At 53.4% G+C, this 17064-nt stretch carries 14 protein-coding genes; 6 read left to right on the top strand and 8 right to left on the bottom strand.

From position 1 onward, the window contains the following. Positions 1–25: 25 nt before the first annotated feature. The 4 genes from PAGR_RS00070 (at position 26) to PAGR_RS00055 (ending at position 4763) form a co-directional block, all read left to right on the top strand. A complete protein-coding gene (locus tag PAGR_RS00070; protein WP_014604705.1) occupies positions 26–1306 on the top strand; it encodes an MFS transporter in 1281 nt (426 codons plus the stop codon). A 71-nt stretch (positions 1307–1377) separates the two neighbouring features. After that, positions 1378–2352, top strand: coding sequence for a glyoxylate/hydroxypyruvate reductase GhrB (gene ghrB, locus PAGR_RS00065; RefSeq protein WP_014332929.1), 975 nt, complete (start codon positions 1378–1380; stop codon positions 2350–2352). An 81-nt stretch (positions 2353–2433) separates the two neighbouring features. Beyond that, positions 2434–3684, top strand: coding sequence for a valine--pyruvate transaminase (locus PAGR_RS00060; protein WP_013023986.1), 1251 nt, complete (start codon positions 2434–2436; stop codon positions 3682–3684). Positions 3685–3851: 167 nt separating this feature from the next. Beyond that, on the top strand, positions 3852–4763 hold the full coding sequence (locus PAGR_RS00055) for an O-acetylserine/cysteine exporter (protein WP_014604704.1): 912 nt from the start codon (positions 3852–3854) through the stop codon (positions 4761–4763). A 57-nt stretch (positions 4764–4820) separates the two neighbouring features. Here the strand turns inward: PAGR_RS00055 and PAGR_RS00050 are convergent, their stop codons facing one another. Further along, positions 4821–5759: an amidohydrolase family protein gene (locus PAGR_RS00050; protein ID WP_014604703.1), complete on the bottom strand. Its 939-nt coding sequence runs from the start codon at positions 5757–5759 to the stop codon at positions 4821–4823. Positions 5760–6290: 531 nt separating this feature from the next. On the opposite strand from PAGR_RS00050, the gene PAGR_RS00045 reads away from it, so the two are divergent. Further along, positions 6291–7205, top strand: coding sequence for an Rpn family recombination-promoting nuclease/putative transposase (locus tag PAGR_RS00045; RefSeq protein WP_014604702.1), 915 nt, complete (start codon positions 6291–6293; stop codon positions 7203–7205). A 186-nt stretch (positions 7206–7391) separates the two neighbouring features. On the opposite strand, the gene ibpA is transcribed toward PAGR_RS00045, so the two are convergent. Beyond that, positions 7392–7808: a small heat shock chaperone IbpA gene (ibpA, locus tag PAGR_RS00040; RefSeq protein ID WP_014332924.1), complete on the bottom strand. Its 417-nt coding sequence runs from the start codon at positions 7806–7808 to the stop codon at positions 7392–7394. A gap of 282 nt (positions 7809–8090) precedes the next feature. Here ibpA and PAGR_RS00035 point away from each other — a divergent pair, with 282 nt between their 5' ends. Further along, positions 8091–8453, top strand: coding sequence for a YceK/YidQ family lipoprotein (locus tag PAGR_RS00035; protein WP_013023991.1), 363 nt, complete (start codon positions 8091–8093; stop codon positions 8451–8453). Here the strand turns inward: PAGR_RS00035 and PAGR_RS00030 are convergent. From PAGR_RS00030 to dnaA, 6 genes are all read right to left on the bottom strand, one after another. Next, on the bottom strand, positions 8434–9687 hold the full coding sequence (locus PAGR_RS00030) for a YidR family protein (protein WP_014604701.1): 1254 nt from the start codon (positions 9685–9687) through the stop codon (positions 8434–8436). The genes PAGR_RS00035 and PAGR_RS00030 overlap by 20 nt on opposite strands. A 109-nt stretch (positions 9688–9796) precedes the next feature. Next, positions 9797–10606: a sugar-phosphatase gene (gene yidA, locus PAGR_RS00025; RefSeq protein ID WP_013023994.1), complete on the bottom strand. Its 810-nt coding sequence runs from the start codon at positions 10604–10606 to the stop codon at positions 9797–9799. 190 nt (positions 10607–10796) lie between these two features. Further along, positions 10797–13205, bottom strand: coding sequence for a DNA topoisomerase (ATP-hydrolyzing) subunit B (gene gyrB, locus PAGR_RS00020; protein ID WP_014332922.1), 2409 nt, complete (start codon positions 13203–13205; stop codon positions 10797–10799). Between the two features lie 17 nt (positions 13206–13222). After that, complete coding sequence (gene recF, locus PAGR_RS00015; RefSeq protein WP_014332921.1) at positions 13223–14308, bottom strand: DNA replication/repair protein RecF; 1086 nt, start codon at positions 14306–14308, stop codon at positions 13223–13225. Positions 14309–14453: 145 nt separating this feature from the next. After that, positions 14454–15554: a DNA polymerase III subunit beta gene (gene dnaN / locus PAGR_RS00010; protein WP_014332920.1), complete on the bottom strand. Its 1101-nt coding sequence runs from the start codon at positions 15552–15554 to the stop codon at positions 14454–14456. A 4-nt stretch (positions 15555–15558) separates the two neighbouring features. Continuing rightward, a complete protein-coding gene (gene dnaA, locus PAGR_RS00005; RefSeq protein ID WP_014332919.1) occupies positions 15559–16965 on the bottom strand; it encodes a chromosomal replication initiator protein DnaA in 1407 nt (468 codons plus the stop codon). Positions 16966–17064 lie beyond the last annotated feature (99 nt).

The raw sequence follows: 17064 nt of genomic DNA, 5'->3' as shown, positions 1-17064 counted from the left end.
TCAAACACAGACAGAGGAGTTCCCGATGAAAACGCAGACGATCGCGCCAAAACGCTGGTGGTTCATCATGCCCATCGTGTTTATTACTTACAGCCTTGCCTACCTTGACCGTGCCAATTTTAGTTTTGCCTCAGCAGCGGGCATTAACGACGATTTGGGCATCACGAAAGGCATGTCGTCATTACTGGGCGCCTTGTTCTTTCTGGGATATTTCTTTTTTCAGATACCCGGCGCGATTTATGCCGAACGCCGCAGCGTAAAAAAACTGATCTTCTGGTGCCTGATTCTGTGGGGCGGCTGCGCCTCACTGACCGGCGTAGTCAGTAATATTCCCATGCTGGCGGCCATTCGCTTTATCCTCGGCGTGGTTGAAGCGGCCGTAATGCCTGCGATGCTGATTTATATCAGTAACTGGTTTACTAAATCTGAACGCTCGCGGGCTAATACCTTTCTGATCCTGGGCAATCCGGTCACGGTATTGTGGATGTCAGTGGTCTCCGGTTATCTGATTGAGGCCTTTGGCTGGCGGGAAATGTTTATTTTTGAAGGCATTCCTGCGGTTATCTGGGCCGTAGCCTGGTGGTTTGTGGTGCAGGACAAACCCTCACAGGCACGCTGGATGAGTGAGGTCGAAAAAGCCGCGCTGCAGGCCGAGTTGCAAAAAGAGCAGGAAAGTATCAAGGCCGTGCGTAACTATGGGGAAGCCTTCCGTAACCGCAATGTGATCATTCTGTGTATGCAATATTTTGCCTGGAGCATTGGCGTTTACGGTTTCGTGCTGTGGCTACCTTCAATTTTGCGTAACGGTACGCAAATGGGCATGGTGGAGGCGGGCTGGTTATCGGCAGTGCCTTATCTGGCGGCGACCATTGCAATGGTGCTGGTGTCCTGGGCGTCAGACAAAACCCAAAACCGTAAGTTATTCGTCTGGCCTTTATTGCTGATTGGGGCGCTGGCCTTCCTCGGCTCCTACCTGGTAGGATCGGGCAATTTCTGGCTATCCTATACGTTGTTAGTGATCGCCGGGGCTGCGATGTACGCGCCATATGGCCCCTTCTTTGCCATTATCCCGGAAATGTTGCCACGTAATGTTTCAGGTGGCGCAATGGCCCTGATCAACAGTATGGGTGCGCTGGGTTCCTTTATCGGCTCATGGATTGTGGGTTATCTGAATGGCGCGACCGGGAGTCCTTCTGCCTCCTATATCTTTATGGGAGGGGCGTTACTGCTGTCAGTGGTACTGACGCTTATCGTCAAACCTGCACAAAATAAGGCGCCGTCGCTTCATGGGGCGAAACCGGCCTGAAAGCGTAAGCGTTAGCCTCTTCTCCGGGCGACCTTAGCGTTGCCCGTCATCTATTTACAGGAAGCTATCTGATGAAACCCGCCGTCATTCTATACAAAAAATTGCCTGACGATCTGCGTGCGCGTCTTGCTGAACATGCCACGGTGACTGAAATCAAGGATCTGTCGCCAGAAAGCCAGCAGCAGCATGAAAAAGCGCTGCAGGAGGCAGAAGGATTACTGGGCTCGGGCGGCAAAGTTAATCGCGATCTGTTGGCAAAAATGCCCAGACTGCGGGCCTGCTCAAGCGTGTCTGTGGGCTATGACAACTTTGATGTGGATGCGTTAAATCAACGAGGCGTGGTGCTGATGCACACGCCGACGGTGCTGACTGAAACGGTCGCCGACACCATCATGGCGCTGGTGCTCAGCAGCGCGCGCCGCATTCCGGAGCTGGATGCCTGGGTCAAGGCTGGCAACTGGCAAAAAAGCATCGGACCGGCGCATTTTGGTATTGATGTACACCACAAAACGTTGGGCATTCTGGGGATGGGCCGCATAGGCATGGCGCTGGCCCAGCGGGCGCATTTCGGTTTTGGCATGAAAATTATTTATCAGGCTCGCCGCCAGCACGCGCAGGCCGAGTCACAGTTCGCCGCAGAACGGTGTGAACTGGAAACGCTATTGAAACAGAGCGACTTTGTATGCATCAGCCTGCCGCTGACTGAAGAGACTTACCATTTGATCGGCGCGGAACAGCTGAAACTGATGAAGTCCAGTGCGGTACTGATCAATGCCGGCCGTGGGCCAGTGGTGGATGAAAACGCCCTGATTGCCGCCCTGCAGGAGGGCACTATTCACGCCGCCGGGCTGGATGTCTTCGAAAAAGAGCCTTTACCCACTGACTCGCCGCTGCTGTCGTTACCGAATGTCGTGACGCTGCCGCACATTGGTTCAGCGACCCACGAAACCCGATACGGAATGATGCAGGATGCGGTTGAAAACCTGATTGCAGCCCTTAACGGCAATGTAGAGAAAAACTGCGTTAATCCGCATGTCCTGACGTAATCCCCACGGCTTTCCATTGCGCCCGCCGGGAGCGGGCGTTATGGTGGTTCTCCCATTATTCATTACAAATTTTTAACCGCTATGGCCTTTTCTCAGTTCGGCGACAAATTTACTCAGCATTCCGGCATCTCACGTCTGATGGAAGACATGGGTGCAGGCTTACGCACGCCAGGCACTATCATGCTTGGCGGTGGCAATCCCGCGCAGATTCCGGAGATGAACGACTATTTTCAGCAGTTGCTGCAGCATATGCACGATGAAGGCAAACTGAGTGAGGCCTTGTGTAATTACGATGGCCCTCGCGGCAAGGCGGTGCTGTTGGATGCGCTGGCGACGATGTTGCGAGAGCAACTGGGCTGGTCTATTACTGCACAGAATATTGCCCTGACCAACGGCAGCCAGAGCGCGTTTTTCTATCTGTTTAACCTGTTTGCAGGGCGCCGCAGTGACGGCAGCAAAAAACGCGTGCTGTTCCCTCTGGCCCCCGAATATCTGGGCTATGCCGATGCGGGTCTGGATGACGATCTGTTTATTTCGGCCAAGCCGAATATTGAGTTACTGCCGGAAGGGCAGTTTAAGTACCACGTCGATTTTGAACATTTGCCCATGAATGATGACGTCGGCCTGATTTGTGTATCACGCCCGACGAATCCAACCGGTAACGTGATTACCGATGACGAACTGCTGAAGCTGGATGTGCTGGCGCAGCAGCATGAGGTTCCGCTGCTGATCGACAATGCCTATGGCGTCCCCTTTCCGGGCATTATTTTCAGCGATGTCCGGCCTTTGTGGAACCCCAATATCATTCTCTGCATGAGCCTGTCCAAACTCGGCCTGCCTGGCGCGCGCTGCGGAATTATCATCGCTGATGAAAGTACCATCACGGCGATTAGTAACATGAACGGCATTATCAGCCTGGCACCGGGCAGTATTGGGCCCGCTATCGCCTGTGAAATGATCCAGCGTGGCGATCTGTTGCGGCTGTCTGAAGGGGTGATCAAACCCTTCTACCAGCGCAAGGTCATGGAGACGATTAACATTATTCGTCGTTATTTGCCCGCAGAACGTTGTCTGATACATAAACCCGAAGGGGCGATTTTCCTGTGGTTATGGTTCCGCGATTTGCCGATCAGCACGGAGCTGCTGTATCAACGGCTTAAGGCGCGAGGCGTACTGATGGTGCCCGGGCACTTTTTCTTCCCGGGGCTGGAACATGACTGGCCGCACACGCATCAGTGCATGCGTATGAACTACGTGCCGGATGCGGAAAATATTGAACGAGCCGTACAGATTCTTGCAGAGGAAGTGGAGCACGCCTGGCGGGACAGTTAGACCTGCTCCCGGTCTGAACACGGACAGCCCTATGTGAGGTTACCTGGTTATACGCCACGCTGCCTCAACCTGATATTGAGGGGCTGCCGAGGCCTGTTTTTGCATTATCGATAGATGCGATTGAGCTCAGCGCTATTGTGGCCTGAGACGGGCAAAAGGAGTGTGCTGTGTCGGGAAAAGATATGCTGTTGGCCCTTTGCGTGGTGGTTGCCTGGGGCGTGAACTTTGTGGTGATCAAACTGGGCCTGCAGAATATGCCGCCCTTCCTGCTGGCCGGGCTGCGTTTTGCCCTGGTCGCCTTTCCTGCCATTTTGCTGGTGCGTCGTCCTGCCGTGCCACTGCGCTGGATTTTACTCTACGGGATGACCATCAGCTTTGGACAGTTTGCGTTTCTGTTTTTGGCGATCAAGCTGGGCATGCCCGCAGGTCTGGCCTCGCTGGTGCTACAGGCCCAGGCGTTCTTTACGTTGCTACTCGGCGCGCTGTTCCTGGCAGAGAAACTCCGCTGGAACCATATCGCGGGCATTATTATCGCCACGCTGGGCATTTTTTTGTTAGCGACCTCAGGAATGGTGGGCCAGAGTGCGGCTGGTATTACGCTCACCACGATGATGCTTATGCTGGCAGCGGCATTCTCCTGGGGGCTGGGGAACATCACGAATAAGATCATTACGCGTCACTATCCGGTGCCGGTGATGTCGCTGGTGGTCTGGAGCGCACTGGTCCCGGTTATCCCCTTTATTGGCTGTTCGCTGCTGTTCGACGGTAAAGCCGCGATAGTCAGTAGCCTGGCGCAGATTAACCTGCAGACGGTACTGGCGCTCGTTTATCTGGCCTTTATCGCGACTATTTTGGGCTATGGCATCTGGAGTACGCTGCTTAGCCGTTATGAAACCTGGCGCGTGGCACCGCTTTCTCTGCTGGTTCCGGTTGTTGGAATCGTCAGTGCAGCCTTGTTGTTGAACGAAACGCTGTCACTCCAGCAGGTTGTCGGCGCTGCGATCATTATTGTCGGCCTGCTGGTGAATATGTTTGGTGGCATGATCAGGCAGCGGTGGTTTATGCGCCCGCAGATCTAAAGTATCAGGCTGAGGTTGCAGGCCTCTGACGAGCATACAACCTCATTTTCTGATTGTTTATCCGTGGGCGTGATGATCAAAGCCATAGAGCTCTGATGGATTATCGCGCAAAATCAACAACCTGTCCGCAGACGAAGGTGCCCAGTGCGCCAGTAAATCGAGCATAGCGGCATCATCGGGCTTATCATTTTCTGCTTTTGTCGGATGGGGCCAGTCACTTCCCCATAACAGGCGGTCTGGCCGGCGCCTTACCAGTTCCGCAGCGACCTGGCCGACATCCTCATAACCCGGTGGTCCGATGCGCGACTTGATATAGGGTCCAGACAGTTTTATCCAGGTATTACCCGCGTCAAGAAGACGGGTTAATGTCTGGAAACACGGCGCTTTTGTTCCCTCGGGTTGCGGAACATGTCCCATGTGATCGATAACCAGCTTTGTCGGCAATGCTCTCAGGCGCGATGCCAGCTCAGCCAGTTTTTCACCGGGCGCAACAACCTGAATATGCCATCCCAGTGGTGCGATTCGAGAAGCAAGAGGCTCCAGACTGTCCAGAGAGGTTCCCCCTCTGCTCAAATTAAAACGGATACCACGCACGCCCTGCCGGTCCATTTCTTGTAGCTCTGCATCACTCACCGAATCGTCGACAACGGCCACGCCCCTTGCCTGTCCACCACTCTGCCTGAGACCGTCAATTAAAAGCCGGTTATCTGTGCCGTAGGTCGAAGGTGTGACAATGACCATGCGGCGAAGTCCCAGCCGGGTTTGTAACTGGTGGTAGTCGGCAAGAGAGGCATTGGCGGGCCGTAAGCTGGCACCGGGCGCAGCAGGGTATTTATCGTTATAAAGGTGCATATGGCAGTCCACGCTGCCTTCGGGAACGTCCAATACAGGTTGTTTTTCTCCTGAGCTAAAAGGTGTGCTGCTGAGGGCGTTAAAAACCGTTAGCGCACTCAGCGCACCGCCGGCCTGTAATATAAAGCGTCGGGTTATAGCCATTAAGAGACTCCTTACATGTTGGAAAGAGTATTTAATGTATCGTCGTGTAACGTTATATTCTAATCTGTCGTTACGGTTAAGTTTATCGCTAAGCGTTTTTGGTCAGCATGATTTATAAAAATAAATTTAATCCTGTGTGAGTGTATAGGTGATGAAATGTTATAGAAAAATTTTTAAGGAAAATAAGTGATGAGAATGGCCAGGGTTGAAGGGGATGTTATTGCATGCATGTTTTTACGTGATGCATATAAAACGATTGGTTATCACACATGAGTGGTCATTATTTTCATTGGTAGGGCGTTTAAATATAGAAGTCGGCGCGGCATTATATTTATTAACGACGGGTCAGCAGGCATAAATATGGAACGCACTCCTCAGAAAAAATAATTAGCCTGGACAGCCCGCCGGGGAGATGAAAGTATCAATCCACCAAGGCAATGAAAGACCAAAAAAATTGCACGATTTCCTCAGCCTCAAACGTTACTTCCGGGCCGGGGAGCTGTGCTTATTATCATTCACAGGCCGGATGTGATGAAAAAAAACACTACGCCAACACCGCACGATGCGACTTTCCGGCAATTTTTAACCCAGCCCGAAATTGCCCGCGATTTTATGGATATTCATCTCCCTGAAGAGCTGCGCGCTGTTTGTGATCTCAATACGTTAAAGCTGGAGTCAGGTTCTTTTGTCGAAGCGGATCTTCGTCAATATTTTAGCGATGTGCTTTACAGCCTGAAAACCGCAGGCGGTGAGGGTTATGTTCATGTGTTGATCGAGCATCAGTCTTCACCCGATAAACATATGGCGTTCAGGCTCCTGCGCTACGCGGTAGCGGCAATGCAGCGCCATCTCGAAGCTGGCCATAAAGCCTTGCCGCTGGTGATACCCGTACTGTTTTATATGGGGAGACGCAGGCCATATCCTTATTCCACCTGTTGGCTGGATGAATTTACCCATCCCGCGCTGGCCGGTAAATTGTACAGCACCCGCTTTCCGCTGGTTGATGTCACGGTAATATCGGATGACGAAATAGCGGGCCATCGCAGTATGGCTGCGCTGACGCTGTTACAAAAGCATATCCATCAGCGCGATCTCGCCGATCTGATGGACAGGCTTGTTCCTGTGCTGCTGTCAGGTTATCTTTCATCATCACAGGTCGTATCATTGGTACATTATATCATGCAGGCGGGGGAAACCCCGGCCGTCGAGGCTTTCATTCAGGAACTCGCCCTGCGGGTGCCGCAACATGGAGACGCGCTAATGACCATTGCACAGCAGCTTGAACAAAAAGGGATTCAGAAAGGCCTTGAGCAAGGTATTCAGAGAGGCCGCGATGAAGGGAAACGTGAAGTCGCGCGAACCATGCTACAGAATGGTCTCGATCTTTACACCATAATGAAAATGACAGGCCTGAGCGAGGAAGAACTGGCGCAGATTCAACACTGATTTCTGTGCAGTTGGTCGTTCAGGGCGGTTGTATTCCTGCCTTATTTAGCGCGTTCTCCTTTTTTCAGTCAGTTTCCCTGACCGCAGCGCTTCTAAGTGACGCGTTATCGCCATCGTATCCAAAAAAAACGGCCACAGCACGTATGCTGTGGCCGTTTTCAAAATGACGTAGCCATTACGGCCGCTTTATTTCAGAATTTCAATCCGGCGAGGTTTCGCTTCTTCAGGCACCAGGCGCTCGAGATCGATGCTTAACAGACCATTTTCCAGACGCGCATCGCGTACGACGATATGGTCAGCCAGCTGGAACTTGCGCTCGAAATTACGCTCGGCGATGCCCTGGTAGAGATACTTACGTTCAGTCTGCTCTTCTGGGTGGGCACCGCGCACGATCAGCACGTTGTCGTGGGCAGTAATATCAAGTTCACTCTGGGCAAAGCCAGCCACCGCAATGGTAATGCGATAATGGTTTTCATCAACCAGTTCGACATTATAAGGAGGATAACCGCCATTGCTCTGATTTTGATTGGACTCAAGCAGGTTGAACAGGCGATCAAAACCGATAGCAGAGCGATAAAGTGGAGACAGATCAAAGTTACGCATAAAAATACTCCTGAATGTCAGCAAGTTTTGGCAACCTTCCACCATTGGACAGGTTGTGTCGTACCGCATTGCCCCTTACGGCGGCAACCTTAACGGCCTGCTATAAAAATGGGTGCGGACAACATCCTTTCAAGGGCCTGTGCGTAATTTTTTCGCCAAATCGGTGAAATGACATACACTCAGGGGTAGATTGCCGGACCAGAACGGACTTCACTATCAGGTGGGAAGGTACGCTGGCGAGCCAACTCAGCCAGGTGTGACCAGGACTGAAGGGATGACGATATGAAAATGATGAAAAGGTTACCGCTGGCTGGCGTTATGTGCTGCGCAGTCGTTTCAAGCGGCTGTTCGAGCGTGATGTCGCATACCGGAGCAAGCCAGGGCTATTATCCGGGCACGCGCGCCAGCGCGGATATTCTGACCGACAGTAACACCAGTTGGGCGCTTAAGCCGCTGGCCCTGGTTGACCTGCCGTTTTCTGCGGTCATGGATACGCTGTTATTGCCATGGGACTACTATCGCAGTGACAGCGACCAAAGCCTGGATTCTCCGCGCGCTCGGGTGCTGCAGAGCGAAAAGCTGGCGCACACTGAAGAAAATCTGGCGCATGCCCAGCCCATGCCCACTATGCAACCGCAACGGTAAACAACTGTCGCCAGCCCTCAATCTCACGCATGAAGGCAATCTGCTTCCCGTCTGGTGACCAGACGACCGCATCACCAGACGGTGCTTCACTGCTTCGCACCGTTAAACGCTCACACTCGCCCGTTACCACATGGCAGCGCATAACGCTGTTGTCGCTGATAAAGGCAATGGCTTCGCCGCGAGGCTGCCAGCTAAACGCCGACTGAATACTGTGGGTAAGCCGGGTCACCTGATGTGGTTCGCCGCCATTGGGCGACACGACCCAGAGCTGGATGACCTGGTGGTTATCCGCCATCAAAAACGCAATTTTGCTGCCGTCTGGCGAGCTGCGCAACCAGTGACGAGGCTGTGATGCCAGGCCCCGGGTAGTCGTTATTCGACGTTGCCGGACGCCAGCGGGTGGAGCCGGTAAACGATCGCTGCTACCTTCCAGTGGGAAAAAGCCGGGTTTTGCGAAGTCTTCCAGCTTTTCTGGCAGATCGACCACGAACACCTCAGGACACTTTTCGCCTGAAGCGGAAAGGGTATCGCCTGTAAAGGCGATGGCCCAGCGCTGCCAGCTACCGTCAGGTTTTTGATAGCCTTGGTTACCAATCCATCCCTCTTCATATGCCCGACTGATCTGATCGCTGCCCGGCTGCGGATTGACGTGGGTTTCACTGACCAACACACAAAAATGGCTACCGTCATATTCTCGTGGGTGCTGCTTTTCTGGCGTAACCGCCCGCAGGGGAACGGCGACGCCAACGTTACGCAGGTCGAGGCGCCGATCCCGTTCGTGCATCACATGATCGTTATAGGTGAAACTGAGACGTGTCCCATCCGGGCTAAAAACATGTACGTGGGAGCCGCCCCGCAAGGCTCCGGCAGTAAAGGGCGGAGTAATGTCACATGCATCCAGATTTTCTGCCTGACCCTTTTCAACGATCACGCCACGGCGATGATGAAAATCGTACTGCCAGTTGTCATCGGGATGTTCAGGCCCATGAATACAAACGTAACGTGGGGGCAATGTCGGACTCACGGTGACAACCCCAACGTGCGCGCCATCCCTTGCCTGATATAACACCTCCACGTCGCCGGTGTTGACATTGACCCGCTCAATGGTCTGGCTGGTAAAAGAGGCACCGGAGGGACGCACATCAAATGCCAGCCACTGGCTGTCGGCTGTCCAGACGTTGATGTTAGTCAACTGATGATGGCGTGATGCAAATGTGATCTGTTTTTCAGACATGACAAAATCCAGTGAGCGGTAATATTCAGACAAGTTACGCGCGTATTTACCGATGAAACGGCCGCGTCAGGTGCTTTCACTCGCCGTTTCATCCTGCGTCAGGAAAGAATTAAAGTACCCATTTTTCAATCGCGTGCGCGACGCCATCTTCCCTGTTGGTTTTGGTAATAAACTGGGCAATTTTCTTCACCGACTCAATTGCATTGCCCATCGCCACGCCAGTGCCCGCGTAGTCAATCATGGCCAGATCGTTTTCCTGATCGCCTATCGCCATGACGTCTTCCGCTTTCAGGCCCAGTTTTTCTGCCAGCATTTTTACGCCATAGCCTTTGTTCACCCGGCGATCGAGAATCTCCAGGTAGTAAGGCGCACTTTTCAGGATGGTGTAAGTCTGATGCGCCTGCTCAGGCAGTTTTGCAATCGCCGCATCAAGCAGGCCGGGTTTATCAATCATCATCAGTTTCGGGAAACGCGTGGCGGGATCCATCTCTTCTACTGCGCGATAACGTACCGGAATACCGGTCAGGCTGGCTTCGTGAATAGTGAATTCGCTGATGTCTTTGTTTGGCGTATAGAGGTGGGATTTATCAAAGGCCTGAAAATGTACGCCCAGTTCTCGCGCCAGCTTCTCGACATACAAATAATCGTCAAAGCCCAGCGTCACATCCGCCACGACCTCGCCATCTTCGGCCTGGTGAACCAGTGCGCCATTATTGCTGATGCAGTACTGTCCGTGAGCCTGCAGATCAAGCTCCTTCAGATAACGCTCAATGCCAACGAAAGGCCTGCCGGTCGCTAACACAATGGACACCCCTTTTTCCCGGGCGCGGTTCAGGGCGGTTTTTACCGCAGGTGTGATCTCATGCTGCGGATTAAGCAGCGTGCCGTCCATATCAATTGCGATCAGTTTTATAGCCATAGCATCCTCGTTGTGTCGGGTTTACTGCAATGCTAGCGCGATTCAGCTCACATTGACCAGTTTGTCGACGCTTTACAGCACGCGTAAACCATTATCGTGTTGCAGCGGGTTCTGCCCGCGCAGGGCAGGCAGACGTATCGGGCAAAAAAAAACCCTTCCGGTGGGAAGGGTTTTGTCTGTCGCAGGGCGATTAGATATCAATATTTGCGGCTTTCAGCGCATTCTCTTCAATGAACGCGCGGCGCGGTTCAACCGCGTCACCCATCAACGTGGTGAACAGCTGATCGGCGGCAATCGCATCTTTGATGGTCACGCGTAACATACGGCGGCTGTCCGGATCCATGGTGGTTTCCCACAGCTGCTCTGGGTTCATTTCGCCCAGACCTTTATATCGCTGCACTGACAGACCGCGACGCGACTCTTTCTCCAGCCAGTCAATCGCCTGTTCAAAACTGCTGACAGGCTGACGACGTTCGCCACGTTCGATATAGGCATCTTCTTCAAGCAGACCGCGAAGCTTGCCGCCCAGTGCACAGATCTTGCGGTATTCGCCACCCTGCAGGAACTCGGCATCCAGAGGATAATCCGTGTCCACTCCATGTGTACGAACGCGTAAAACCGGCTCAAAGACATTCTGCTCACGGTTCTCACGCACCTGGGCCAGATAGGTACTGCCGTGCGCCTCGCGTGCTGTCAGGTAGCTAACCAGACCGTTGATCCAACTGGTCACCTGCGCTTCGTTGCTGATATCGCTCAGTGTGTCGTGATAAATCAGCGCACGCAGCATGGCCATCGGATAACGACGCTCCATGCGTTTGATCATCTTCTGAGTGCTGTTGAATTCAGCGACCAGTGTTTCCAGCGGTTCGCCGCCTAGCGCGGGTGCGCTGGCGGTGGTATGCAGCGAGGTACCGTCAAGGGCGATAGCAATCTGGTACTGCAGCATGGCCTCGTCATCCTTGATGTATTGCTCCTGCTTACCTTTTTTCACCTTATACAGCGGCGGCTGCGCGATATACACGTGACCACGCTCGATAATCTCTGGCATCTGACGATAGAAGAAGGTCAACAGCAGTGTACGAATGTGGGAGCCGTCGACGTCCGCATCGGTCATGATGATGATGCTGTGGTAACGCAGTTTATCCGGATTGTATTCATCGCGGCCGATGCCACAGCCCAGCGCGGTAATCAACGTGGCGACTTCCTGAGAAGCCAGCATCTTATCGAAACGCGCCTTCTCAACGTTCAGGATCTTACCTTTCAGCGGCAGAATGGCCTGATTCTTACGGTTCCGGCCTTGCTTGGCAGAACCGCCCGCAGAGTCACCCTCCACCAGGTAAATTTCTGACAGCGCCGGGTCGCGTTCCTGGCAGTCCGCCAGTTTGCCTGGCAGGCCAGCAAGATCCAGCGCGCCTTTACGGCGGGTCATCTCACGGGCACGGCGTGCGGCTTCACGAGCGCGTGCGGCGTCAATAATTTTGCCCACAACGATTTTTGCATCGCCCGGATTTTCCAGCAGATATTCAGCCAGCAGTTCATTCATTTGCTGCTCAACGGCCGATTTCACTTCTGAAGAAACCAGTTTGTCTTTGGTCTGTGAAGAGAATTTCGGGTCCGGCACTTTGACCGACACGACCGCAATCAGACCTTCACGGGCATCGTCACCGGTCGCGCTGACTTTGGCTTTTTTGCTGTAGCCTTCTTTATCCATGTAGGCATTCAGCGTACGCGTCATCGCGGCGCGGAAACCCGCAAGGTGTGTACCGCCGTCGCGCTGTGGAATATTGTTCGTGAAGCAGTAGATGTTCTCCTGGAAGCCGTCATTCCACTGCAGTGCGACTTCCACGCCAATGCCGTCTTTCTCGGTTGAGAAATAGAATACGGTTGGGTGAATAGGCGTTTTGTTTTTATTCAGGTACTCAACAAAGGCGCGGATACCACCTTCGTAGTGAAAGTGGTCGTTTCTTGCATCACGCTTGTCTTCCAGACGAATCGATACGCCAGAGTTCAGGAAGGACAGTTCGCGCAGGCGTTTGGCCAGAATGTCGTATTCGAAATCGGTAACGTTGGTGAAGGTGTCATGGCTTGGCCAGAAACGAATGCGGGTACCGGTTGCATCGGTATCTCCCGTAACCGCCAGCGGCGCTTCAGGTACGCCATGCAGATAAATCTGCTGGTGCACTTTGCCTTCACGACGAATGGTCAGTTCCAGTTTCTGGGACAGGGCGTTCACAACGGAAACACCTACGCCGTGCAGGCCGCCAGACACTTTATAGGAGTTGTCGTCAAACTTACCGCCAGCGTGCAGCACGGTCATGATAACTTCAGCCGCCGACACACCTTCTTCTTCGTGGATACCGGTAGGAATTCCGCGTCCGTCATCCTGAACGGAAACCGAATTATCGGCATGGATTGTCACGACAATATCTTTACAGTGACCGGCGAGCGCTTCGTCGATTGCGTTATCCACGACCTCGAATACCATGTGATGCAGACCGGTTCCGTCATCGGTATCGCCGATGTACATGCCCGGGCGTTTGCGTACCGCATCAAGCCCTTTCAGGACTTTGATACTTGAAGAGTCATAAGAATTCGACATCAACGTTTCTCGCTCATTTAATCTTTAGGTTGAACCGCTATTTTACCCTGTTCCACGCGGAACATCTTGCCCTTTTCGTCAGTCATGTCGATTACATGCTCTGACGAGATGGCGCTGACAAAAACCTGTGCCTGGGTTGCTTTAAGTCGTTCCGCCAGCAGGCGGCGACGGCTGTCATCCAGTTCAGAAGCAAAGTCATCAATGAGGTAAACACAGCGGCGTCCGCTCTGGCGGGTCAGGAACTCGCCCTGTGCCAGACGCAATGCGCACATCAGCAGTTTAAGCTGACCGCGTGAGAGTAAATCTTCCACCGGCGTGCCCTCGGCACGAATACGAAAATCCGCTTTGTGCGGGCCGCTGGCGGTATAAGTCAGGGCGCGATCGCGTTCGAAGTTGCGCTCAAGCAACTCGGCATAATCGCTTTCTTTGTCCCAGCCGCGCTGGAACGAAAAACGCAGATCACATTCGGGCAGGAACTGTGCACAGGTAGTGACAATTTCGGCCGAGATGGCTGCGCTGTAGTCGGCGCGCCACTGGCTGATTTGCTCCGCCAGCGGCACCAGCTCCTGATCCCAGGGACGAATCTGGCTGTAGCGCGTTACCTGGCGCAGCGCCGCATTGCGTTGCTTAAGCAGGCGTCGCAGATTGCTCCAGGCATTAAAAAAACCGGGTGTGTTATGAAAGCAGCCCCAGTCGACATAGGCTCTACGATATTTGGGACCGCCGTTGAGTAAGGTAAAACCTTCCGGCGTGATCAACTGCATTGGCAGCAACTGTGCCAGCTCAGCGACTTTGTGGCCATCGCTGCCATCAATACGCACTTTGCTTTCGCCAGCGCGATTTTTACTGAGCCCGACCGAAAACTCACGTTCCTGGCCTTCTAGCCTGCCGTGCAGCACAAATGCTGCCTGATCGTGACGAATTACCCGGCCGGCCTGCAAACTGCGGAAAGCACGGCCGTGACCCAGCGTGTAAATCGCCTCCAGCACGCTGGTTTTACCGCTACCATTCGCCCCTACCAGAAAGTTAAATCCTGGCGCTAACGCTAAGTCGGCCTGTTCAATATTACGAAAATCTTTTATCAGCAGGCGGGTTAAAGCCATGAATAAATCCAGCGTGAAGGGCAAATGAGGTTTATCGAATCTCAGTGAGTAAGGACGTCAACGGCACCGCACCTTTTCGCACGGGCAGTGAGCCTGACGCATACAGCGTACGTGCCAGGCGCACTGCCCGAATAAAGCCCGTGTGCTACAGACGCATCGGCATGACGACATAGGCCGCTGCCGGACTCACCACATCTTCAATCTGCACGCTCGAAACGGAATCCGTCAGCAGCAGGCGGACATTCTCGCACTTAAGTGCATTCAGCACATCCAGTACGTAACTGACGTTGAAGCCGATTTCCAGCTCGCTGCCGGTATAGCTGACATCCAGCATCTCTTCCGCTTCTTCCTGCTCAGGATTATTAGCGGTAATTTTTAGCTGATTTTCGGTGATATGGAGACGAACGCCGCGGAATTTCTCATTAGAGAGGATCGCCGCACGGGCAAAAGCCTGCTTGAGCAGATCGCAGCCTGCTTCCAGCGCTTTATCCGGATTTTTTGGCAGCACCCGACGATAATCCGGGAAGCGACCATCCACCAGCTTAGAGGTAAAAATATAGTCGCCAACGTGCGCGCGGATGTTGCTGCTGCCAATCTGCACCTGAAGCGGTGTATCACCGCCGTCCAGCAGGCGTAACAGCTCGATAACCCCTTTACGCGGCACAATGACTGAATGGCTGGGAAGCGCCTGGCCAATGGGCATGGAGCAGACCGCCAGACGGTGACCGTCGGTGGCGACCGTACGCAGCTCTTCGCCTTCCGTCTCAAACATCATGCCGTTCAGGTAGTAGCGTACGTCCTGATGGGCCATAGAGAACTGCGTGGCTTCGATCAGGCGTTTTAGCGTGGCCTGAGGCAGCGTGAATTCCACCTCGTTCTGCCAGTCATCCAGATTTGGGAAGTCGCTGGCGGGCAGGGTAGAGAGCGAAAAACGGCTACGGCCGGAACGCACTAACATGCGCTCGCCTTCCAGCGTCACGTTTATCTCCGCCCCTTCCGGCAGGCCACGGCAAATATCCAGGAATTTGCGTGCCGGAACGGTCGTCGCACCCGTCTCGTGCGGCTGGGTTAAGGCAACCCGTGCAACCATTTCCATTTCCAAATCGGTGCCGGTCAGTAACAACGATCCTTCATTAACCTGCATCAGCAGATTGCCGAGGATAGGCAACGTCGGGCGACCGCCTAGCGGACCGCTGACTTGCTGCAGCGGCTTTAGCAACTGTTCACGTTCAACAATAAATTTCATAGCGTCACGAAGATAATGTTCTGATGAGATTTGAGAAATCTTCTTTGATGTCGTGGCTTTCTTCACGCAGTTGCTCAATCTTACGGCAAGCGTGAAGTACCGTGGTATGGTCGCGACCACCAAAAGCGTCGCCGATCTCCGGCAAACTGTGGTTAGTCAGCTCTTTAGCCATCGCCATCGCCATTTGACGCGGACGCGCTACCGAGCGCGAGCGGCGCTTAGAAAGCAGGTCAGCGACTTTAATTTTGTAGTACTCAGCAACGGTCTTCTGAATATTATCAATAGTGACCAGCTTCTCCTGCAGGGCCAGCAGATCCCGCAGTGCTTCACGAACGAAGTCGATGGTAATCGCCCGGCCGGTAAAGTTGGCGTTGGCGATAACCCTGTTCAATGCCCCTTCCAGCTCACGGACGTTAGAGCGTAAACGCTTGGCAATAAAGAAAGCCACTTCGCCCGGCAGGCGGATATCGTTTTCATCCGCCTTTTTCATCAGGATCGCAACGCGTGTTTCCAGTTCCGGCGGCTCGATCGCCACCGTTAAGCCCCAGCCAAATCGCGACTTCAGACGATCTTCAACACCGTTGATCTCTTTTGGATAACGATCCGAGGTCAGGATGATCTGCTGATTGCCTTCTAACAGCGCATTAAAGGTGTGGAAAAACTCTTCCTGAGAACGCTCTTTGTTGGCAAAGAACTGAATGTCATCGATCAGCAGGGCGTCAACCGAACGGTAATAGCGCTTAAACTCTTCGATAGCATTATTTTGCAGCGCTTTAACCATGTCCTGCACAAAGCGCTCAGAGTGCATATAAACCACTTTGGCATTGGGTTTACGCGCAATAATGCCGTTGCCGACTGCATGCAACAGGTGGGTTTTCCCCAGGCCCGTACCGCCATAAAGAAACAGTGGGTTGTAGGCGCCGCCAGGGTTATCAGCCACCTGACGTGCCGCCGCGCGTGCCAGCTGGTTCGATTTACCTTCAACAAAGTTATCGAAGTTATGACGATTATTAACGTTAGAGCGATAAGTGACATCCGCAGGCGCAGGGACGTTGTCCCAGCTTGGGCGGACAATTTGTGCCGGTGCCGGACGGTTTTGAACCGGTGCAGCCGGCGCGCTGACGCTGGCCATCGCTGGCTGACTGACCGCTGCGGCTTGTTGAACCGGGCGCGTGCCCACCTCAAAACGCAACAGAGGTACATTCGCACCGCAGAACTCATTCAGTAGTGCATTGATGCTGTTGAGGTATTTATCCCGAACCCAGTCGAGTACGAAGCGGTTAGGAGCATATAAGGCAAGCGTATTGTCGTTTAATTCAGCCTGAAGTGGACGGATCCACATGCTGAATTCGGTGGCAGGAAGCTCATCCTGCAAACGGGCAAGACACTGTTGCCAAAGCGTAAGTGACACGGCGGACTCCACTCGTACAAATTCGATAAGAAAAGTAGGTGCTAATCTAAGAAACGTTCATTTTGACACAGACGAAAGAAAGCGCCTGCGACCGCTATC

Source organism: Pantoea ananatis PA13, from assembly GCF_000233595.1.
GTDB lineage: Bacteria > Pseudomonadota > Gammaproteobacteria > Enterobacterales > Enterobacteriaceae > Pantoea > Pantoea ananatis.
This window is presented reverse-complemented; position numbering and strand designations above follow the sequence as displayed.